General features: G+C 42.1%; 18 protein-coding genes, 1 tRNA gene and 1 other annotated feature. All 19 genes read right to left on the reverse strand.

Annotated elements, in window-relative coordinates:
• Positions 1-156: 156 nt before the first annotated feature.
• The 19 genes from WMO43_RS07725 to WMO43_RS07815 all read right to left on the reverse strand — a co-directional run bounded on the left by WMO43_RS07725 (position 157) and on the right by WMO43_RS07815 (position 20688).
• Positions 157-1230, reverse strand: a complete 1074-nt coding sequence (locus tag WMO43_RS07725; protein ID WP_353530796.1) for a C40 family peptidase — start codon at positions 1228-1230, stop codon at positions 157-159.
• A gap of 129 nt (positions 1231-1359) precedes the next feature.
• Positions 1360-2277, reverse strand: coding sequence for a bifunctional riboflavin kinase/FAD synthetase (locus WMO43_RS07730; protein WP_353530797.1), 918 nt, complete (start codon positions 2275-2277; stop codon positions 1360-1362).
• A gap of 13 nt (positions 2278-2290) precedes the next feature.
• Positions 2291-3193, reverse strand: a complete 903-nt coding sequence (gene truB / locus WMO43_RS07735) for a tRNA pseudouridine(55) synthase TruB (protein WP_177963384.1) — start codon at positions 3191-3193, stop codon at positions 2291-2293.
• 11 nt (positions 3194-3204) lie between these two features.
• Positions 3205-4170 carry a DHH family phosphoesterase gene (locus tag WMO43_RS07740; protein ID WP_353530798.1) on the reverse strand — a complete coding sequence of 322 codons (966 nt, stop codon included), beginning with the start codon at positions 4168-4170 and terminating at the stop codon, positions 3205-3207.
• Positions 4171-4197: 27 nt separating this feature from the next.
• Positions 4198-4560: a 30S ribosome-binding factor RbfA gene (gene rbfA, locus WMO43_RS07745; protein WP_353530799.1), complete on the reverse strand. Its 363-nt coding sequence runs from the start codon at positions 4558-4560 to the stop codon at positions 4198-4200.
• Between the two features lie 21 nt (positions 4561-4581).
• Positions 4582-7173, reverse strand: coding sequence for a translation initiation factor IF-2 (gene infB / locus WMO43_RS07750; protein ID WP_353530800.1), 2592 nt, complete (start codon positions 7171-7173; stop codon positions 4582-4584).
• Between the two features lie 13 nt (positions 7174-7186).
• The gene (locus WMO43_RS07755) at positions 7187-7507 is read right to left on the reverse strand and encodes a L7Ae/L30e/S12e/Gadd45 family ribosomal protein (RefSeq protein WP_177963388.1); all 321 of its coding nucleotides are present in this window, start codon (positions 7505-7507) and stop codon (positions 7187-7189) included.
• Positions 7497-7769 (reverse strand): RNase P modulator RnpM, encoded by a 273-nt coding sequence (rnpM, locus tag WMO43_RS07760; protein WP_353530801.1) that lies wholly within the window; start codon positions 7767-7769, stop codon positions 7497-7499. The genes WMO43_RS07755 and rnpM overlap by 11 nt, the downstream gene beginning before the upstream one ends.
• A complete protein-coding gene (gene nusA, locus WMO43_RS07765) occupies positions 7759-8958 on the reverse strand; it encodes a transcription termination factor NusA (protein WP_177963390.1) in 1200 nt (399 codons plus the stop codon). The genes rnpM and nusA overlap by 11 nt, the downstream gene beginning before the upstream one ends.
• A 35-nt stretch (positions 8959-8993) precedes the next feature.
• Positions 8994-9461, reverse strand: a complete 468-nt coding sequence (gene rimP / locus WMO43_RS07770; protein ID WP_177963391.1) for a ribosome maturation factor RimP — start codon at positions 9459-9461, stop codon at positions 8994-8996.
• 228 nt (positions 9462-9689) lie between these two features.
• Positions 9690-9761, reverse strand: a tRNA-Glu gene (locus tag WMO43_RS07775).
• Between the two features lie 259 nt (positions 9762-10020).
• Positions 10021-11457, reverse strand: a complete 1437-nt coding sequence (locus WMO43_RS07780; RefSeq protein ID WP_353530802.1) for a methyl-accepting chemotaxis protein — start codon at positions 11455-11457, stop codon at positions 10021-10023.
• Positions 11458-11513: 56 nt separating this feature from the next.
• Complete coding sequence (locus WMO43_RS07785; protein ID WP_353530803.1) at positions 11514-11852, reverse strand: PilZ domain-containing protein; 339 nt, start codon at positions 11850-11852, stop codon at positions 11514-11516.
• Between the two features lie 5 nt (positions 11853-11857).
• Positions 11858-12910 (reverse strand): tRNA preQ1(34) S-adenosylmethionine ribosyltransferase-isomerase QueA, encoded by a 1053-nt coding sequence (gene queA, locus WMO43_RS07790; RefSeq protein ID WP_353530804.1) that lies wholly within the window; start codon positions 12908-12910, stop codon positions 11858-11860.
• A gap of 49 nt (positions 12911-12959) precedes the next feature.
• Positions 12960-13646 carry a hypothetical protein gene (locus WMO43_RS07795; RefSeq protein ID WP_353530805.1) on the reverse strand — a complete coding sequence of 229 codons (687 nt, stop codon included), beginning with the start codon at positions 13644-13646 and terminating at the stop codon, positions 12960-12962.
• 88 nt (positions 13647-13734) lie between these two features.
• The gene (pheT, locus tag WMO43_RS07800; RefSeq protein ID WP_353530806.1) at positions 13735-16155 is read right to left on the reverse strand and encodes a phenylalanine--tRNA ligase subunit beta; all 2421 of its coding nucleotides are present in this window, start codon (positions 16153-16155) and stop codon (positions 13735-13737) included.
• Between the two features lie 24 nt (positions 16156-16179).
• Complete coding sequence (gene pheS, locus WMO43_RS07805) at positions 16180-17199, reverse strand: phenylalanine--tRNA ligase subunit alpha (protein WP_177962907.1); 1020 nt, start codon at positions 17197-17199, stop codon at positions 16180-16182.
• A gap of 81 nt (positions 17200-17280) precedes the next feature.
• Positions 17281-17507: a binding site (T-box leader), on the reverse strand.
• 78 nt (positions 17508-17585) lie between these two features.
• Positions 17586-18443, reverse strand: coding sequence for a YihY/virulence factor BrkB family protein (locus tag WMO43_RS07810; protein ID WP_353530807.1), 858 nt, complete (start codon positions 18441-18443; stop codon positions 17586-17588).
• Between the two features lie 70 nt (positions 18444-18513).
• Positions 18514-20688 (reverse strand): SpoIID/LytB domain-containing protein, encoded by a 2175-nt coding sequence (locus WMO43_RS07815; RefSeq protein ID WP_353530808.1) that lies wholly within the window; start codon positions 20686-20688, stop codon positions 18514-18516.
• Positions 20689-20779: the final 91 nt, after the last annotated feature.

Here is a 20779-nt window from a genome sequence, read left to right on the forward strand (position 1 = left end):
TCTTGAAAATACTGACTTTTAGCCTCTTTCAAAGAAAAATCCTCGGCGGAATGCCGAGGTCTTTGTCTACAGTCTGACCATCCACAACCGCGTTGTGAATGGTATTTCCATGAATAATTATAAAAACTATTATAAAATTCATTTCAAACTCCTAATCTAGTCACCCAATACTCTGGTTACACAGATTGGGGAACGGTAAAATGCATTGGAGATCTTGATTCCTGTCTTCTTAGAACTTGCATGTACGATCTGTCCGTTTCCAATGTAAATTGCAACATGGCTGATGCTGCTTCCGCTTCCGTAGAAGAATAAATCTCCCGGTTTTGCCTCTGATGCACTGATCCTTGTACCACAATTTGCCTGTGCTTTAGAGGAATGTGGCAGATATACACCGTATTTTGCAAAAATAGAAAGTGTAAATCCGGAACAGTCAGCGCCGTTTGTCAGGCTTGTACCACCCCAGACATACGGATTTCCAACAAACTGTGTTGCATAGGAAATCAGATTTACTCTGACATCGGATACTCCGTTGCCATAGCGAACCTCTGTCATGGTCATTGCTTTTGGAAGCTGCACGGAAATATCTACATAGTCTTTGCTGATAAATCCGTTGGTATTATCTAAATCAACTTTTACCCAGCCGCTTAAATCTTCTAAAACATTCAGTTCTTCGCCCTGTGGCATCAATGCTAAAATGCTGCACTCTGTGTTCGGCTCTTCCCTAACATGTAAAGTTGGTGTCTTAACGGTTGCGATCGTCTGCTTTACTTCTTCTGCACGGGCTGCTGCCTCTTCTCCCGTGATCAGGTAATCTGCACTGACATAACCTGTCACATCACCGGACTGGATCTTATACCAGCCATCTAAAGTCTCTAAGATCTCGCCTGCGGCATTCTTTGGCATCTTACCTACCATGCTGCTGTCTGCAGAAGGAGTCTCTCTGACATTTAATGTCTCCTCCACATTTGCGATCCCTAAATTCGTATATCCGTAAATCGTAGCAGGTGCTTCTTTTGTTACCTCTACATCATTCTCTGATACGCTTGCCTCTTCTTTCTGCTCTGCCGGCTTGTCCTTAATTGCCTCTGTAAATAATGCTCCGGCTCCTGCAACGGTCTGCACTTTATGGTTTTCCTTCGCCTGTGCCGTTAAGCCTGTCAGACTGCTTCCTGTAAAAATAAGGGTTCCTGCCATTGCGATTGCAAAGAACCGATTTATATTCTGATTCATAAAAACCTCCTGATAAAAGAAAAACAGTAGAATATGTAATACTCTACTGTTACGTTGTTTTTAAATTATAACAACATTTTTTTACACTGTCAACACATTTGCGTAATATTTACGTAACATTTGTCATTTTTATAAATCAAAATAGATCCTTGCGATCTTAATATCCTGCTGTAACTGCGCTTTTAATTCATCTATGGATGCAAATTTTACCTCTGCACGGATGCGGTGTAAAAATTCCACTTCTACCGCCATATCATAAACATCGTCAGAAAAATCCAGCACATGTGTCTCGACACCGATCGGATTATCTCCCTCGATCGTCGGTTTACATCCGACATTGGTGATTCCACAGTATTCCTCTCCTCCGATCAGAATCCTTGTGATATAGACTCCAAATGGCGGCAGCAGTTTGTCATCCTCAGGCACCAGATTCACGGTTGGAAACCCGATCGTCCTTCCAATCTCATTTCCATGCTCTACGATGCCCTGTACAAAAAAGGAATAGCCTAACAGTTCATTTGCCTTTTCGATATTTCCTTCTTTAATATACTCACGGATATAGGTGCTGCTGATATCTCTTCCGTCACTCTGGATCTTTTCGATCACCTGTACCTCATAACCGAATTTGTCAGCATATTCTAAAAGCAGCTGATAATCTCCCATGCGGTTATGTCCAAAATGAAAATCTGTACCGACCACCATGTATTTTACATGCAGTTTTTCTACCATCATACGGATAAAATCCACTGCATCCATATTGCGGATTTCCTCTGTAAACGGACATTCCACCACATAGTCGATCCCCATATTTTCAAAGACATGCATTTTTTCCTCGTTGGTTGTCAGCACGTCTCCACGGTCATCTTCCACCTTTTTTCTCGGAGGAATGTCAAAGGTAAACACCACGGCTTTCAGATCATCTGTTTTTTTCTGTAATACGGTATCTAAAAGCAGCCGGTGTCCTCTGTGGATCCCATCGAATTTCCCAAATGTGATGACCGTAGATTCTTCTATATTAAAATCCGTTGTTCCTCTTAAATAAATCATTTTACTCTCTCACTTACTGTTCCAAAAAAATTTTCACAGGCTTGTAATTTTCCTGTCTTTTATCATAACGGTAGATTCCGATAAACCGTCCTTCTTCATCATAAATACGGATGGATTCTGCCTCATCCGATATCGGCGGTGTTACAAAAAATGCTTTTGCAATACGGTTTCCGTTATAGAGCACTTTGCCGTATTTTTTTTGTACCGTTACCGCTTCTAATGCACGAAATACATAGTCTGTCGGATAGAGGATCTGTTCTAGCTCTCCTGCATCCCGTTTTTTCTCAATTTCTCCTAAGGTCAATGCCTGTTCTATGGAAAAATCTGCCACTCTTGTCCGTTTTAACGACTCCATACAACCACCACAGCCCAGTTTCAGACCAATATCGTGGCAAAGAGTACGGATATACGTTCCTTTCGAGCAATGTACCCGCATGGTCACACGCGGAAGTTCTATGTTCTCGATTTCAATCTCATAAATCTGAACCAGTCTGGGTTTACGCTCTACCTCGATCCCATTTCTTGCAAGGTCGCACAGTTTTTTTCCGTTGACCTTTAATGCAGAATACATCGGTGGTATCTGTTCGTATGCTCCGACAAATCCCATAATGGCTTTTTTTACTTCTTCTTCGCTGCAGGTTACCGCCGACTGCTCTAACACGGTTCCTGTGGTGTCCTGCGTATCGGTGGTCTGTCCAAGCAGCAGGACTGCCTCATAGACCTTGTCCTTATCGGTTAAAAGGTCGCAGACTTTTGTGGCTTTTCCAAGACATACCGGCAGCACCCCTTCTGCCTGTGGGTCTAAGGTTCCGGTATGTCCGATCTTTTTCTGCCCTGCGATTCCACGCAGTTTTGCCACTACATCGTGGGAAGTATAGCCTTTTTCTTTGTATACATTTAAAATACCGTTTAGCATCTTCTCACCCTTTATATCTCTGAAACGTCAGAAGACAGTTGTTTTTTCATCTCTTCTAAGATTTTTTCTATGATCTCGTCTGCATTTCCTTCCATAGAAACTCCCGCTGCGCGGATATGACCGCCGCCGCCATACTCCATGGCAACTCTCGCCACATCCATGCCTCCGTTAGAACGCATGCTGACTTTATAACCGTCCTCTGTCTCATACAGGAAAACAGCCGCCTCTACGTCTTTGGTCACACGAAGCTGACTAACGATCCCGTCTAAATGCTTTGGCAATACCTCAAATTCTTCCATCTGCTCTTTGGTCACTACGGAAGTAATGACCGCACCGCCAAGCTCTAATTTAGACTGTACCAGCGCCTGACCTAAGATCCGGTTCTGTTCATAGGTCTTTGTATAAAAGGTCTTATCTACGATCTCGGTAAAGTCGATTCCCATATCCATCAGCTTTCCGGCAATGTTCATGGTCTTTGCCGAAGTTGATGAATACTGGAATACTCCGGTATCATGGATGATCCCCACATAGATACATTCTGCAATCTCTTTTGAAATCTTTTTCTCGTCTAAAAGCTCAAACACCAGCTCCGAAGCAGAACTTGCATGCGGAAAGATGTAATTCTCATCGGCAAAACTCTGATTGCTGATATGATGGTCTATACAGATCGTCTTTTTTGCTACGTTAAAATACTGTGCAGCCTCTCCTAATCGTCCGGTATCTCCGCAATCCTGTGCAATGAACAGATCATATGGTTCATGCTCTGCACACTCATGGATGATCTCTTCGGAACGCTTTAAGAATTTAAAAATGTTCGGAATCGGTTCTAAATATAAATCCACCTGAATCTGCGGATAATTGTCTTTGATATAATTATAGGTTGCAAGGCAGGAGCCTACGCAGTCGCCGTCCGGACGGACGTGTCCTGCGATCGCTGCTGTCTGTACTCCCTGTAACTGTGAATCCAAGTCTTTCATGCTTTTTCCCCCGGTCTCGCTGTATCTCTACTCCTGTATATCCTTTGTTACATCATCTATCAGTTTTGACATATTGACACCATATTCAATGGACTGGTCTAAAATAAACTGTACCTGTGGTGTGTTACGCAAATTGATATTCTTTGCCAGCGTTCTTCGGATATAGCCTTCCGCACTCTTTAAGCCTGCGATCGTATCTTTCTGGGACTGTTCATCCCCTAAAACAGAAATATATGCTTTACAGGTCTTTAAGTCCGGTGCTACTTCTACTGCAACCACACTGGTCATCGGATTGATCCGCGGGTCTTTGATCTCCCCACGGATGATATTGGAAAGTTCTCTTAAGACTTCCTCATTAATCCTTGTATTCTTAATACTGTTTTTTCGCATTCTGCCTCTATTCCCTTCGTTCTATCTCGGCACTTCTACCATAATATATGCTTCAATCTGATCTAATTCCTGGATATCATTGAAGTCTTCAAATACCAGACCACATTCATAGCCTGCTTTTACTTCTTTTACATCATCTTTAAAACGTTTTAAGGATGCAAGATTTCCTTCAAAGATCTGTTTTCCTTCTCTGGAAATACGTACCATACAGCCACGCTGGAAATAACCGTCTAAGACATAGGAACCTGCAATATTTCCAACGCCGGATGCTTTAAAGATCTGACGTACTTCTGCATGACCGATGACTTTTTCTTCAAAGATCGGGTCTAACATTCCCTTCATGGCAGCTTCTACATCCTCGATGGCATTGTAGATGATCTTGTACAGACGCACATCTACACCCTCACGGTCTGCAATCGCTTTTGCAGTGGTATCCGGGCGTACGTTAAATCCGATAATGATGGCATTGGATGCAGATGCTAACGTAACGTCGGATTCGTTGATCGCACCAACACCGCCATGGATGACTTTGACTACAACCTCTTCGTTTGAGAGTTTTACAAGACTCTGTTTTACTGCTTCTACAGAACCCTGAACATCTGCTTTGACGATGATATCTAACTCTTTGACATTTCCGGACTGGATCTGGGAGAACAGATCGTCTAAGGACATCTTGGATTTTGTCTCTTCGATCAGGCGGTTCTTGCCTTCTGAAATAAAGGTTTCTGCAAAGCTTCTTGCCTCTTTTTCTGTCTCCGTGGATACAAATACTTCTCCTGCTCCCGGTACGCTGGATAATCCTAAAATCTCTACCGGTGTAGATGGTCCTGCCTCTTTTACATTGCGTCCCTTGTCATCGATCATGGCACGGACACGTCCGTAACTGCTTCCGCAGGCAATCGGCTGACCGACTTTTAAGGTTCCTTTCTGTACTAAAACAGTTGCTACCGCACCACGGCCTTTATCCAGTCTTGCCTCGATGACGATACCACGCGCCTGACGTTTTGGATTTGCCTTTAACTCACAGATCTCTGCTGTTAACAGGATCATCTCTAAGAGCTGGTCAATACCTTCCCGTGTATGTGCGGATACCGGAACGAAGATGGTGCTTCCACCCCAGTCTTCCGGAATTAATTCATATTCTGCAAGCTCCTGTTTTACTTTTTCAATATTGGCATTCGGCTTATCAATCTTGTTAACTGCAACAATGATCTCGATACCTGCTGCTTTTGCATGGTTGATCGCCTCTACCGTCTGTGGCATGACTCCATCGTCTGCTGCTACAACTAAGATCGCAATATCTGTGGAATTTGCTCCACGCATACGCATTGCCGTAAATGCCTCGTGTCCCGGTGTGTCTAAGAAAGTGATCTTTTCTCCGTTGATCTCTACCATATAGGCACCGATGTGCTGGGTAATACCACCAGCCTCACGGTCTGTTACATGAGTATCACGGATCGCATCCAACAGAGAAGTCTTACCGTGGTCAACATGACCCATAACGCAGACTACCGGTGGACGTTTTACCATCGTGCTTTCGTCTTCTTCTTCCTCTCTTAAGAGTTCTTCGATCACATCGACTTTTACTTCATGTTCTGCTAAACAGTTGAACTCTAAAGCGATCTCTTCTGCAGTATCGTAATCCACATCCTGGTTTACGGTTACCATCGTTCCTTTTAAGAACAGTTTCTTTACAATTTCTGACGGCTGAACCTTCATCTTATCTGCTAATTCACGGATTGTCAGTGAATCCGGCAGTGTGATGGTACGGATAGTCTCTTCTTTTTTCTCCTGTGGCTGCTGTGGCTGTTTTTTCTTCTTACCGCCATTCTTCTCTAAATTAATATAACGCTCCTGCTTCTTGTTGCCGAAGTTATCTTTATTCTGACCCTTATTCTTCTTATCGTTTCTACGGGTATCTCTGCGGTCTTTTCCGTTATTTTCTTCTACCGGTGTCGCACTCTTGTTGAATTTGTTGATCTCCTGATCTAATCTCGGACGAGATTCTTTCTGGCGATTCTGACCGACTCTGTTGTTACCTCTATTGTTTTGGTTATAATTGGCATTCGGTTTATGATTCGTACGGCCGTTCTGATTCTGGCGATTATTTTCCTCATTTCTAGGTCTCCTCTCACCCTGTCTGTCTGCCTGCTGTGCGCGGATCGGACGATCTCCCTGTGGACGTACCGGTCTTTCTCCCTGCGGGCGTTCCCCCTGTGGACGCATCGGACGGTCTCCCTGCGGTCTTGCCGGTCTGGCTCCACCCTGTGGTCTTGCACCTCTGTTTCCGTTCTGATTGTTATGCTGTCCGTTATTTCTGCGGTTATTCGGCTGTTTACTGTTCTGTGGATTGTATACTGCCGTAATACTGGATTTTTTCTTCGGACGTTCCTGATGTGCGTCTTCTTCCTTTTCTGCTGCCTTTGGTGCAGCTTTTTCCTCTTTTACCGGTTCGCTCTTTGCAAACTTTTTCTTAACAACCCGGATCACATCGTCCTCAATAGAACTCATGTGACTCTTCACCTCTATATTCTGCTCTGATAAGTACTGTAATATTTCCTTAGACTGTATATTTAATTCCTTTGCAAGTTCATGCACTTTGACTTTTGCCATTCCATTTCCTCCATTATTCAATTTTCTCACCGCTTAGTATCTTACTCTCTAACGCTTTTGCAAATCCGCTATCGGTAACTGCAAGGGAAGCCCGATACTGTTTTCCGATACATCTTCCTAAATCCTCTTTTACCGCATATTCATAATATGGCACTTCGTAAAATGCACACATGTTGCGGAACAATTTTTTCGTATTATCGGAAGCATCCTTTGCCACGATGACTAAGCCGGCTTTTCCTGCCTTGACCGCTTTTTCCGTTGAAAATTCCCCACTCTCTATCTTCCGTCCTCTCGCAGCTAACCCAAGCATCTGCAAGACTTTATCATTTTTCAATCGCTTCCATCTCCTCTTCGAGCTGTTCATAGATTTCTTTGAGAATCGCAGTCTTTAATGAGCGCTCCAGTCCTTTGGACTTCTCTGCTTTTTTCAGACATTCACTGTCTGCACAAAGATATGCGCCTCTTCCATTCTTCTTTCCTGTCGCATCTAGGATGATCTCATTCTCGGATGTCTTGATGACGCGAATCATTTCCCGCTTATTTTTCATTTCACCGCATCCTACACATTGACGCATCGGGACTTTTTTACTCGTCATAGTCGTTCACTTCATCCTCATCTGTTTCCTGATAGTTATCTAACTCTTCCTCTGTATCCGGTTCAATGTACTCGCCATTCTCATCGTAGTACTCTTCCCCATCTTCGTAATATTCATCCTCATAATCATTCTCGTAATCGATGAAGTCACCGGCTTCTCTTGCCTGCGTCTCACTCTTGATATCAATCTTGAACCCGGTCAGTCTTGCAGCAAGTCTTGCATTCTGTCCTTCTTTTCCGATTGCTAAGGATAACTGATAATCCGGTACAACAACCTTTGCTGTCTTTTCTTCATCATCTGCAATAACAGAGATGACTTTTGCCGGGCTTAATGCATTCTGGATTAAGATCGCGGAATTCTCACACCAGTTGATAATATCGATTTTCTCGCCGCGCAGCTCATTCACGATCGCATTGACACGCGCACCGTTCATTCCGACACATGCACCGACCGGATCGACATCCGGGTCATTGGAATATACGGCAATCTTTGTTCTGCTTCCTGCTTCTCTTGCAATACTCTTGATCTCAACGATACCATCTCTTACTTCGGTTACCTCTGATTCAAACAGACGCTTTACCAACTCCGGATGTGTTCTCGACACTAAGATCTTTGGTCCTTTTGAAGTGGATTTTACTTCTAAAATATAGAGTTTGATACGCTCGGTAGGTTTGAACACTTCCCCTTTGATCTGTTCGCCCTCTGTTAAGATTGCATCTACTTTTCCAAGATTGATGCTTACATTCTTACCGATGTAACGCTGAACAACACCGGTTACTACATCGCGCTCTTTGCTGTAATATTCGTCAAACAGCACTTTTCTCTCTTCCTCACGGATCTTCTGTAAGATGACGTTCTTCGCATTCTGTGTCGCAATACGTCCGAATTCTTTGGATCTTACTTCGATGTTTACGGTATCTCCAAGATCATATCTTGAGTCGATCATTTTTGCATTTGCAAGGCTGATCTCAAGACAGGGATCTTCGACCTCTTCGACTACGGTTTTTTCCTGATACACATGAAACTCGCAGGTCTCCGGATCAATGTTTACTTTAATGTTATCTGATTTTCCAAAATGATTCTTACAAGCGGTAACTAAAGAGTTCTCTATAGCCTCAAGCAAGGTATCCTTACTGATATTTTTTTCCTCTTCTAATACATTTAACGCTTCTAACAATTCATTGTTCATTATGATATTCCTCCCATTTAATTTGTTATTGTACGCTAAAAATCAAATGCTAAACGGATCAATGCGATATCCGTTTTTGCAAAAGTCAATTTTTCGTCTTCTTCTGTCTGAATTGTTACGGTATCATCGTCATAACCGGTTAAAACTCCGTAAAATTCTTTGCTGCCGTTCATGGAACGATAGGTACGGATCTCTAATTCTTTTCCCATACTGCGAATATAATCTTTTTCCTTTTTGAGCGGTCTGCCAAGTCCCGGTGAACTCACTTCAAACACATAGGAATCTTCAATATAATCTTCCCTGTCTAAAATCTCATTCATCTCTCTTGCTACAATTTCGCAGTCATCCACCGTAATGCCGCCTTCTTTATCAATATAGGCTCTTAAATACCATGTACTTCCCTCTTTGACATATTCCACGTCTACGAGTTCAAAATTGTTTCTTTCGAGAATCGGGGTAATCCAGTGTTCCGTCTGTGTCTCATACATTTGTCTTTTTGACATATTCCCACCTTCTTTCATTTCCATTCTGGCTGTTCTTTCGGACATGACCCTAACATAAAATCAAGAGCGGACATTTGTCCGCTCTCAACCTAGTTAACTCTACATATCGTATATATGATAACACTTGCTACATAGAAATGCAAGTATTTCCAAACAAAAAATGCTCAAAACCGATTATCTTCTGGCTTTGCGCATCTTCAAGGGTTGGGCTATTCATTAATGAATAAACAGTTCGTAGGGGAATCGAACCCCTGTTTTCGCCGTGAGAGGGCGACGTCTTAACCGCTTGACCAACGAACCTTAGTATTTATTTTGTTGAACCGCGTCAACAATTGGTATTATATATGGTCTTACAAAAAAAAGCAAGTACTTTTTTTTAATTTTTTAAATTTTTTTATTTTTTTGTATTTTCCTGTATTTTTCCGTAGGAAATTGATGCTGGCTGGCACGATACTTCCTATAGGATCAAGGTGTCAGAAGTCAGCCCACAATTTAGTGACTGGCAACTTGCACAAAACAGACTCGGCTTTGTGCAAGTTATTTACTGTTTCCACTTTCTCTACTGCGAAACAGAATCCGCTAAGTGTTCAAGTATCTCTGTAATTTTCCTGCTCTCTTCTAAGCAGATATTTTGCAGATTCTCGGAATTTTCTGCCTGCGCAGATACTTCCTCTGTGGTTGCAGACAGATTGGATATCTGGTCTACGATCTTTGCGTTGTTATCCTGTAAGTTTACACAGTCATTGTGAAGTGTCTGAACTTCTTCATTGGTTCTCATCAGGTCAGAAGCAATATTTTCAAAGGATGTATTGGCTTTTTCCATGATCTCACTGTTCTGCTGAACGGTTTCTGCCGTATGTGTCACGGTCTTTACCATGTCCTCAATCTTTCCGATAAAGTTCTCTAATACCTGTTCGATATTTTCGGTAGACTCTTTTGTCTCATCTGCCAATTCGCGGATCTCATCTGCGACTACGGCAAATCCCTTTCCGGCTTCACCGGCTCTTGCCGCCTCAATCGAAGCATTTAATGCAAGCAGGTTTGTGCTCGAAGAAATGCTTGAGATCGTCTCTGTAATACCTTTCATATTGACAATCTCTTCTGATAAATACTGCATTTCGTCACTCAGCTCACGGCTTTCTTTTACGATCGTATTCGTACTCTCCTGTAACTCATTCATATAGACCTGTCCCTGATTAGAAGCTGTTACAGATGCCTGTACGAAATCCTGTACAGTTTCAGAAACAACATTGATTTCCCGGATCAACTGCTGAATCTCCGTGGTCAACTGTGTCTGCTCCTGAATGCTCTCTGCGGTCTGCAGCGTACTGGATGCAATCTCCTGTGTTGACATCGCTGATTGCTGCATCTGGTTTCTTAAACGTACTGCAGATTCTTTCGAGGTGCTGACAGTCTCTTTGACAGCTTCCGAAGTCTCTAACAACTGCATCATCTGATGTTCCTGTTCCTGCTGACCGATCTGTATCTCTTTTTCATCCTCCGTTGCAAAAATCCTCTGTAAACGATTTGTGTAAGCATAAGTCAGTACAAATAAAATGTTGATGACAATCTGTGTTAATACAACCATCAGTGATGATGTGCCCATTTTCAGTCTTGCTAAAAACAGAACCGTATTAACCACAAAAACTGCTGTCAGTGCCACGGTTGTAAATTTTTTATCATGGTATACTACCACGACGGAACAGGCTATGTAAGAGCATGCAAAGATAATAATATGCGCTGAAAAAAGTATCCAGAAAGAGTACGTCAGTCCGTAAAAGACAATCAGAAAATAACGAACTGCGTACTTATCTGCAAATTTCGTTCCTAAAATCAAAAATGCAATGACTCCTGCGAGTGCAGAAACCAGTGTGGAATATAAGACCAGATTGTTGCCGTTATATAGTTTTTCCGTAAACGTAAAAGCCGGAATGATGGCGGTCAGAAAACCCACAACGGCCAACATGGTCTGGTTTGTTTTTTTCAAACGTTCCATATATAACCCCCTCCTTCTATGTTCGATGTATGGATTGCATCTTTCATAGCTCCATTTCAGATATCATTAAAAATCTGATAAATATCAATCTTTAAAGCATCCGTATTGGACATTCCGATAAAGATTCCCCCATAACGATAACCATCCTCTAATTCTTCGCAGCGGACAACTTCGATCACTACGTCAATAATTTCTTTCGTCCAGATTTGGATCTTTGTGTTATAGTGAGAACCCACTTCAAGCCGCTGTCCTGCTTTAAACCCGATTCCGGTTCTTGAAATATCCACTACTTCCACATGGGAATAGCGAAGTGTCGTAACCCCATCCTCATCTAAACGCTCTAATTCGACGGTCACGTCTAACTCCAGCCGTTTATGTTTTCTTTTTTCTTCCATAGTCCTTAATCCTCTCCTTCCTTCGTGTTTTCCGAAGTAATAAACATCGCATCCCCAAAACTGAAGAAACGGTATTTATTCTCTATTGCCTCCTGATATGCCGCAAGGACATGCTCTCTTCCTGCTAACGCTGACACTAACATCAAAAGCGTGGATTCCGGCAAATGAAAATTCGTGATCAATGCATCTAATATCTTAAAATGGTACCCCGGATATATAAATATCTCCGTCCAGCCACTGGTCGGCTCGATCGTGCCATCTTCTTTTGCAGCCGATTCCAATGTCCGACAGCTTGTCGTCCCTACACATATGATCCGTCCGCCTGCACGTTTTGCGGCATTGATCGTATCCGCTGCCTTTTCATCTATCATATAGAATTCCGAATGCATATGATGTTCGCTGACATTCTCTACCTTTACCGGCCGGAATGTTCCCAATCCGACATGGAGTGTGACCTCTGCAATATGGACACCCTTTTCGCGGATCGTCTGTAACAGTTCCGGTGTAAAATGCAGTCCCGCAGTCGGTGCAGCGGCAGAACCATCATATTTTGCATATACCGTCTGATAGCGGTTTTTATCCTTTAACCGGTGTGTAATATACGGTGGAAGCGGCATCTGTCCCAGTCTGTCTAAAATTTCTTCGAAGATTCCCTCATAAGAAAATTGTATCAGACGGTTTCCCTCTTCTACTACGTCTATGACTTCACCTGTTAACAGTCCGTCTCCAAATATGATCTTTGTACCCGGTTTTGCCTTTTTGCCCGGCTTTACCAGTGTCTCCCAAATATCATTTTCTCTTCTTTTCAACAAAAGGATCTCTATATGGGCTTCGGTCCCTTCTTTCACTCCATACAAACGTGCCGGAATTACTTTTGTATTATTGATTACCAGACAGTCACCCGGATTCAGATAAGATACAATATCCCGAAAGATCCGATGTTCTGTTTTTCCGGTATCCTTATCTAAAATCAGTAATTTAGAACCGGAGCGATCCTCTAACGGATCCTGTGCAATTAATTCCTGTGGAAGTTCAAAATCAAAATCTTTTACGTTCATTACCTATTCCTTAAAAGAGCAGAATTCGCTGAATCCTGCTCTTTGCTAATTATTCTTTTACCATATTTAATCTGACTTCTACTATTTCTGACGGATTGGATTTCTTCTGGTATGTAACCCATATACAATCAAATCTGCCATTATAAGTCATTTTCGGTATCGTATAGGAACTCTTATAGATTCCATATTTACTGAAATGTTTCTTATCTGTGCTTACAAATACAGAATATATCTGCCAGCCACTCTTTGCTTTTAAAGTAATCTTCTGATTTTTGAAAGATTTGGTATGATACCAGTAATCTTCAAAGCATCCTTTGAACTTGGATGTTACATCCGTACTTCCGATCTTCATCTGTTTTACAGGTGAAGAATATTTTTTAACAGTAACCTTTGTGCTGATCTTCTTAGAACCCACTTTACAGGAAATTGTTACTGTACCAGGTTTTTTATAATAGTACACATCTACAGAACCCGGTTTTGCTTTTACCTTTGCAATGCTGGTATTAGAACTCTTCAGATTCTTGATCTGTGTTGCTTTGGTGCAGTTAAAAATCGACACATTGACTTTCCATGTAGTATACGGTGAATCTGTTTCATAGTATACTGTCTGGTTGCCGTAAAAACTTGGTGATGCTGCGGCAGCTTTATTGCCTGCTGTCGGAATTACTAATACGCCTGTGAGCATTACTGCAAGTGCCATAACCAGTGACAGGCTTTTTTTCATGATTTTTTTCATTCTTCTCTTTCCTTTCTCTTTCTCCAAATATTTTGTCTCTTTCTTAAAGAAAAAATATGATAAAATTCACATAACGATTATAACATAGTTATTTACGGAGTTCAATTCCCAGTTCTTCCAATTTTTTCAGGATCTTATTCATTGCGTTCTGGATATCGGCATCCTCTAAGGTCTTATCCTGTGCACGGAAGGTCAGCGTATAGGCAATGGACTTATAACCGCGTTTGATCTGTGCTCCTTCGTAAATATCAAACAGTGCATAGCGTTCTAAATACTGTCCGCCTTTTTCATCAAATACTTTTTCGATGTCGCCTGCTAATACCTCTTTTGGCACTACCATGGAAAGGTCTCTCGTTACTGCCGGGAATTTTGCAATACCCCGGTATTTACGGTCAAAACTTGCATACTCCACAATATACGGCATATCCAGAACTGCTACATAGACACGTTCTTTGATCGCATAATTTGCGGCAACGGTCGGATGGATCTCTCCTAAATAACCAATGACATTTCCGTGATATACGATATCTGCCTGACGGCCCGGATGTAGGAATGGCTTCTTATCAGACGGATCATATTCTGCCTTTTCATGCATTCCAAGTTTGTCAAAGAGCTCCTCTACGACTCCCTTCATCGTATAGAAGTCCCCTTCTCCATACATTCCGAGTGTGAACTGCATACGTTCTTCCGGTAATTCCGTAACCGGAGTCTGCTTTGGAAGATAAATATTTCCAAGCTCATACAGACGCACATTTTGGTTTCTTCTATTATAATTGGTTGCTAAGGAAGCCAACATTCCGTTTAAGGAAACGGTTCGCATAATACTGAAATCTTCGCCTAACGGATTGGTGATGACTACGGTTTCACGCAGTGGGCTGTCTGCCGGAAGCAGCAGCTTGTCAAATACTTTCGGGCTTTCAAAAGAATACGTCATTGCCTGTGAAAATCCACAGAATTCAGCGATATCTCTTGCTAATTTTTCCACGCGCAGTTTGAAGGATAATTTTCCGGTAGTTGCCTCTCCGCTTGGAAGGGAGGTTGGTATCTTATCATATCCATAAAAACGTGCAACCTCTTCCGCAATATCTGCATCACACTCTAAGTCCTGTCTCCAGGATGGAACTAAAATCTCGTTTTTCTCTTTGTCATATCCTAAGTCTAACATTTTGAAGTAGTCTAACATGGTTTCCGGTGCAATGTCTGTTCCGAGCAGTCTATTGTATTTTTCCGGTTCAAAAGGGATATTTCTTCCCTCTTTGACGGTTGTATAGACATCTACAACTCCACCGACTACTTCTCCTGCACCTAATTCTTCGATCAACTGGCAGGCGCGGTTCATTGCCTCGATCGCATTATTCGGATCTAAGCCTTTTTCAAATTTTCCGGACGCATCGGTACGAAGTCCTACTTTTTTAGAGGAAAGACGGATATTGGTTCCATCAAAGCAGGCAGCCTCAAACAGCATGGTCTTTACATCGTCTGTGATCATGGAGTTCTCACCACCCATGATTCCTGCAATACCGATTGCTTTTTCACCATCACAGATCATCAGTACGGAATCATTCAGCGTACGTTCCTGTCCGTCTAAGGTCACAAATTTCTGTCCTTTTTCTGCTCTTTTTACTACGATCTGATGTCCTGCGATCGTATCTAAGTCATAGGCATGCATTGGCTGACCGTATTCTTCCATGACATAGTTGGTAATATCTACAATATTGTTGATCGGACGGATTCCCTGTGCGGCAAGTCTGCGCTGCATCCACTCCGGTGACGGTGCAATCTTAATATTTTTTACTACACGCGCAGTATATCTTGGGCAAAGCTTTGTATCTTCTACCGATACTTTAACATAGTCATTGACATCCTCATTATTTCCGGTTGCGGTGACTACCGGCGGATGGAACTCTTTTCTGAAAGTTGCTGCTGCCTCTCTGGCAAGTCCGATGATTCCAAAACAGTCTACACGGTTTGATGTGATCTCATACTCAAATACGGAATTGTGAAGTCCGAGTGCTTCTACTGCATCTGCTCCAACCACTGCATCTTCCGGGAAGATATAGATTCCATATTCCGGTGCTTCCGGATACATGTCCTTTGTAGAACCAAGCTCTTCTATTGAGCACATCATACCAAAAGATTCCACGCCTCGCAGTTTTCCTTTTTTGATCTTGACTCCGCCCGGAGTCTTTTTTCCATCATGACCGCCTGCCACACGTCCGCCGTCTAATACGACCGGAACTTTGTCGCCTTCTTTTACGTTTGGTGCTCCGGTAACGATCTGGATATTTTCTCCTGTACCAACGTTAACCTGGCAGATGATCAGCTTGTCTGCATCCGGGTGTTTTTCAATCTTTTCAATCTGTCCAATGACGATCTTCTCTAAATCCGCATCTAACTCCTCATAACCTTCTACTTTAGAGCCGGAAAGTGTCATTGCATCCATATATTCCTGTGCCGTACATGATAATTCCGGCACCATTGATCTTATCCATTCTAATGATGTTCTCATCGCTATTCTCCTTTACCTTTTCATCTAAAACTGTTTTAAGAAACGGATATCGTTCTCATATAAAAGACGCATATCATCAATCTCATATTTTAACAGGGCAATTCGCTCTAATCCCACTCCGAATGCAAATCCTGAATATTCTTCCGGATCAATACCGCTCATTCTTAAAACCTTCGGATGTACCATTCCACAGCCTAAAATCTCGATCCAGCCTTCACCCTTACAGAAGCGGCAGCCTTTTCCACCACATTTAAAGCAGGTAACATCCATTTCCGCACTTGGTTCTGTAAACGGAAAATGATGCGGACGGAATTTTACTTTGGTATCCTCTCCAAACAGTTCTTTTGCAAATTCTGCTAAGGTACCTTTTAAATCCGCAAAGGTAATGTTCTTATCTACAACCATTCCCTCAATCTGATGGAAAGAAGGGGAATGTGTCGCATCCACTTCGTCGGAACGGAACACTCTTCCCGGTGCGATCATACGGATCGGAAGTTTTCCTTCCTCCATGACACGCACCTGTACCGGAGAAGTCTGGGTACGGAGCACGATACTGTCATTAATATAGAATGTATCCTGTTCGTCTCTTGCCGGATGGTTCTTTGGAATATTTAACGCCTCAAAGTTGTAGTAGTCCTGTTCTACTTCCGGTCCTTCTACGACTTCATAGCCCATGCCGACGAAAATACGCTCTACTTCTTCTAATGCGATCATATTCGGATGACGATGTCCGACAGAATTCTGTTTTGCCGGTAATGTTACGTCGATCACTTCTTTTTCTAAACGGTGCTCTAACTCTGCACTCTCTAATTTTTTCTTTGTCTCTTCTAAGGTACGCTCAATTGCCTCTCGTGTCTCATTTACTAACTGACCAACCATCGGACGATCCTCCGGTTTTACGTCTTTCATACCCTTTAAAACTGCGGTCAGCTCTCCTTTTTTTCCAAGAACGGAAACACGGACATCATTTAACGCATTGAGTTCCTTTGCCTCCTCTATCTGACGCACCGCTTCCTCTCTGATTTTTTGCAGCTTTTCTTTCATAATAAATCTCCTTTCTTAGTCGCATCTTCGCCCGAAAGACTTTTTGCTTTATAGCATAAAAAAGCTCCGTCCTTCTTACATAAAAAGGACGAAGCATTCTCCGCGTTACCACCTTAATTCCCAAAAATCGGGCTCTTCATTCAGATACTTAACGTGTATGACCCGTCCGGACCTACTTACCATTCTGTTCAATCCGGAAGCTCCAGTGAGAAATTCGTCTGTTACCTTACCTTAAAGATGCTTTCAGCCGATGGCATCCTCTCTCTGAAAAAAGTATAACAGACTACTGACACTTTCTTTGCTTTTCTTCTAAACTTCTCACATTTTAGCACAGCCTGCTAAAAACTGCAAGTGATTTCTTATCTCGTTCATTCTTATGTTTCCGGTTATTTCTTATCTCCCACTCGCTTTTCATGCAATTTTGCTCTCCATTTGTGGAACAGATCCGAAAAGACAACATTGGTCTCTGCACAGAGCAGCAGGATGTACATACAAAAATACAGCCACAGCATGACAAGCACGATCGTTGCCAGACTTCCATAGGTGGAAAATCCGTTAAAATACTCCACATAAATAGACAGTCCAAACGAAAATACATACCACGAAACGGCACTTAAAATTGCCCCCGGAAGTTGACTCTTAAACGAAGCCTTGCGGTTTGGCACCATTTTAAAGATCCATGCGAAGAAAAAGATCAGCACACCCATGATAATAATGATACGGATTCCAATCAGCACACTCATAAAATGCGAAATGATCGGCACATACCGAATGGCTGCCTTTTGCAGCGTACTTCCGAATACCAGCAATACCAGCACGGTGATCAGTGTCAGGATCAGGACTACGGTATAGAATATCGCACGGAAACGCAGTACAAACCAGTTTCTGGTTTCCTGACAGTTATTGACCATATTCAGTCCGGTTCCTAAATACTGCAAGCCCTTCGCAGACGACCAGATTGCAACCACCGCCGCGATCGAGATCAATCCGACAGACTGATTGTATACCTCCGCAATGATCGAGTTCACTAGCGGCGAAATATAGTTTGGCATATAATTTCCTACTGCCGTTGTCAGCATATCCTGTGAGATCGGTGTGTATTTTAATAAGGAACTAAACACCACCAAAAATGGAATTGCCGACAAAATAATAAAAAACGCCGACTGTGCCGCAAAGGCTGTAATATTATCTATCCGGCATTTATCTAAAAATGTTTTTACATTTCCAAAAATCTTCCAAAGCATTGTTTTAAAAACCTCACTTCTGTTTCTCCGAATAAAAGGTTACCATGAACTTTCTGTTTTGGCAAGTTTCTCAATAAATACTCTCAATTTTCACATCATGATAGAAAAATCCTAAAATTTCATCGCAGGAATATCCCGCCTGTGCCATTCCGTCCGCACCATACTGGCTCATACCGATCCCATGGCCAAATCCGCCGCCGATGGCTGACGCGGTCTTTGTGTTCTTATCATAGTCTAAAACACAATACGCACTTGGCAGTACGGTCATCTGGGTATTCTTTGTTCCATCCTGAAGTGTGACTTCTTTTAAAGCAGCTCCTAAAATCCTACGGATATTATATTCATTTTTCACAAGTGCCATTCCGTTCTCAAATTCCAGTTTCAGTATCTTAACCGCTCCCGAAGTTCCGCGTTTTTTCACGGATACTTCCGTAATTGCTCCAAATCCTTTTAAGGATTTTTTCTTCGTTCCATCCTTTGCATAAAATGTAATATTTTTTCCATTTGCTTTTTTCTGCTCTTTTAAGATATTTCGTATATTTTCGTCCTTTTGGTTAAAATCTAAAGCCGCACTCCAGCGAAAATACGGTGTTTTTCCGTCAAAACATACTTCATCCCCGCTTTGGATATAGGTCCTGAAATTCTTCTCTTTAGATAGATCCGTTTTAGGAGCATCGTTTTTTACCCAGACACTTTTTAAATATCCATAGGTCTTATCATCCGAAAGATTCCAGTTTTCCATTGTTCCGGTATGTCCGCAGGAGGTGGAATAGTAATATGCCTCTACGACATTTCCCTTGTATTTTAATACCTGACCAACCGTATCTTCAACTGCTTTTATGGACTTTTCTCCTGCCGGATTCTTATTGTATACCTGATAATTCGTACTGTCATCTACATGCGCACCAAGTGCCGCATAGTCACCTTTGACCATTTGCATACAGGCATAACTTCTGGCACAGATTGCCTGTGCTTTTAATGCCTCTACATGGAATTTCTCCGGCATCTCACTCGGCAGGACACCACAGATATAGTCCTCTAAAGATATCTTATTCACCACAGTATATCCCTGTTCACTGTGACGCAGTTCCATACTGCCGGAATAGCCTAAGGTTTCTCTGCTTCCATCCGCTTTCGTTAAATAGATTTTTCCATGATCCGCTGCCTTGATCTTGCATGCTTCCTCGGAAGTTCCTAATAGTTCCGCTGCCGATAATACACTGCCTGCCTCTGCTTCTCTTTTTTCTTCCCCTAATGTGATCTTCATTTTCTGTTCAGAAGTCAGATAAATATTTTCATAATACGGCGAGCCTTCATTTAAAAGCAGCACGCGGATATTTTTGATATTTGCCGGCTCTTTTAGCAATACTGCCTGCACCTTGCCGTTTCCAACGACATATTGGACATCCATATTTCCAATGACAATATCCTGAAATGTCTTCTCTTCTAAGGTTCCATAAATCTTATAAACCGGGACCCGCTTCGCTAATGGGATTTTTCCATAGCCTTCTATCTCAATCTGTGACTGATCCATCGTAATCAGATTTCCGGTGATCGTGTCCTGTTTTTTTCGGATTTCTTTAATCTTTTCTTTTTCAAATACAAGGTCACAGACGATATTGCTTAATTCTCCATCTGTGCTTTTTGTATCAAATTCATATTCTTTGCCACAAAAAAACACAACTGCTTTTCCATCGGCAAGCGTTTTCAGATATACATTTGCCAAAGTACTCTCGCTCTTTTTTTCCTGCTTTACGATCCCTAATATCTTTTGATCGGTCACATACAGACGATACTGCTTCATTTCTTCTAAGGTGATTCCCTGCAAAGAAAAAGAACCGATACTGGTATCCACGCTTTCCTTCTTCTCATTCACGCCAAGCACCAGAACACTTTCTTTTTTGATCCGCTGCTCTGAATCTAAATAATCTAAAATTTTATCATAGATCGTATTCCACTCTTCTCTTGGTACTTTTTTCGCGCCGCTCTTTTTTTCATAAGTAATATAGTCATTCAGATGCAGACGTTCTAACACTTCCTCCATATCGGCATATGTAAGATAAGCACCGTCTAACTTTAAGCTGACACCGGTTACTTCTTCCAGTTCATTTTCCGCTTCTGCTACCGATACACTGTCTTTTGTCTGTCCTCTATCTGTGATAACCCTGATCGTAACGACGATCCCAAGCAGTAATATCGCTGCCAACAATAAAATTCCTGTTTTTTTCTTCGTTCTTTTTTTCATGGACCAATCCTCAATATTTCTTATAGAGTAATGAAAGAAGCTGCTAAATACTTAGCAGCTCCTCTTCTTCCTTCGTACAATCTATCTTTTG

The organism is Maccoyibacter intestinihominis (assembly GCF_040096355.1).
Lineage (GTDB): Bacteria > Bacillota > Clostridia > Lachnospirales > Lachnospiraceae > Maccoyibacter > Maccoyibacter intestinihominis.

What these genes read in the sequence shown, in the direction of transcription:
- queA (WP_353530804.1), bottom strand. Translation starts at nt 12,910, where the DNA reads ATGAACGTAAAAGATTTTGATTTTGAACTTCCACAGGAATTAATTGCA.
- WMO43_RS07740 (WP_353530798.1), bottom strand. Translation starts at nt 4,170, where the DNA reads ATGAAAGACTTGGATTCACAGTTACAGGGAGTACAGACAGCAGCGATC.
- WMO43_RS07815 (WP_353530808.1), bottom strand. Translation starts at nt 20,688, where the DNA reads ATGAAAAAAAGAACGAAGAAAAAAACAGGAATTTTATTGTTGGCAGCG.
- WMO43_RS07725 (WP_353530796.1), bottom strand. Translation starts at nt 1,230, where the DNA reads ATGAATCAGAATATAAATCGGTTCTTTGCAATCGCAATGGCAGGAACC.
- WMO43_RS07795 (WP_353530805.1), bottom strand. Translation starts at nt 13,646, where the DNA reads ATGAAAAAAATCATGAAAAAAAGCCTGTCACTGGTTATGGCACTTGCA.
- pheS (WP_177962907.1), bottom strand. Translation starts at nt 17,199, where the DNA reads ATGAAAGAAAAGCTGCAAAAAATCAGAGAGGAAGCGGTGCGTCAGATA.
- WMO43_RS07810 (WP_353530807.1), bottom strand. Translation starts at nt 18,443, where the DNA reads ATGCTTTGGAAGATTTTTGGAAATGTAAAAACATTTTTAGATAAATGC.
- truB (WP_177963384.1), bottom strand. Translation starts at nt 3,193, where the DNA reads ATGCTAAACGGTATTTTAAATGTATACAAAGAAAAAGGCTATACTTCC.
- WMO43_RS07780 (WP_353530802.1), bottom strand. Translation starts at nt 11,457, where the DNA reads ATGGAACGTTTGAAAAAAACAAACCAGACCATGTTGGCCGTTGTGGGT.
- rbfA (WP_353530799.1), bottom strand. Translation starts at nt 4,560, where the DNA reads ATGCGAAAAAACAGTATTAAGAATACAAGGATTAATGAGGAAGTCTTA.
- rnpM (WP_353530801.1), bottom strand. Translation starts at nt 7,769, where the DNA reads ATGACGAGTAAAAAAGTCCCGATGCGTCAATGTGTAGGATGCGGTGAA.
- nusA (WP_177963390.1), bottom strand. Translation starts at nt 8,958, where the DNA reads ATGAACAATGAATTGTTAGAAGCGTTAAATGTATTAGAAGAGGAAAAA.
- rimP (WP_177963391.1), bottom strand. Translation starts at nt 9,461, where the DNA reads ATGTCAAAAAGACAAATGTATGAGACACAGACGGAACACTGGATTACC.
- pheT (WP_353530806.1), bottom strand. Translation starts at nt 16,155, where the DNA reads ATGAGAACATCATTAGAATGGATAAGATCAATGGTGCCGGAATTATCA.
- WMO43_RS07730 (WP_353530797.1), bottom strand. Translation starts at nt 2,277, where the DNA reads ATGATTTATTTAAGAGGAACAACGGATTTTAATATAGAAGAATCTACG.
- WMO43_RS07785 (WP_353530803.1), bottom strand. Translation starts at nt 11,852, where the DNA reads ATGGAAGAAAAAAGAAAACATAAACGGCTGGAGTTAGACGTGACCGTC.
- infB (WP_353530800.1), bottom strand. Translation starts at nt 7,173, where the DNA reads ATGGCAAAAGTCAAAGTGCATGAACTTGCAAAGGAATTAAATATACAG.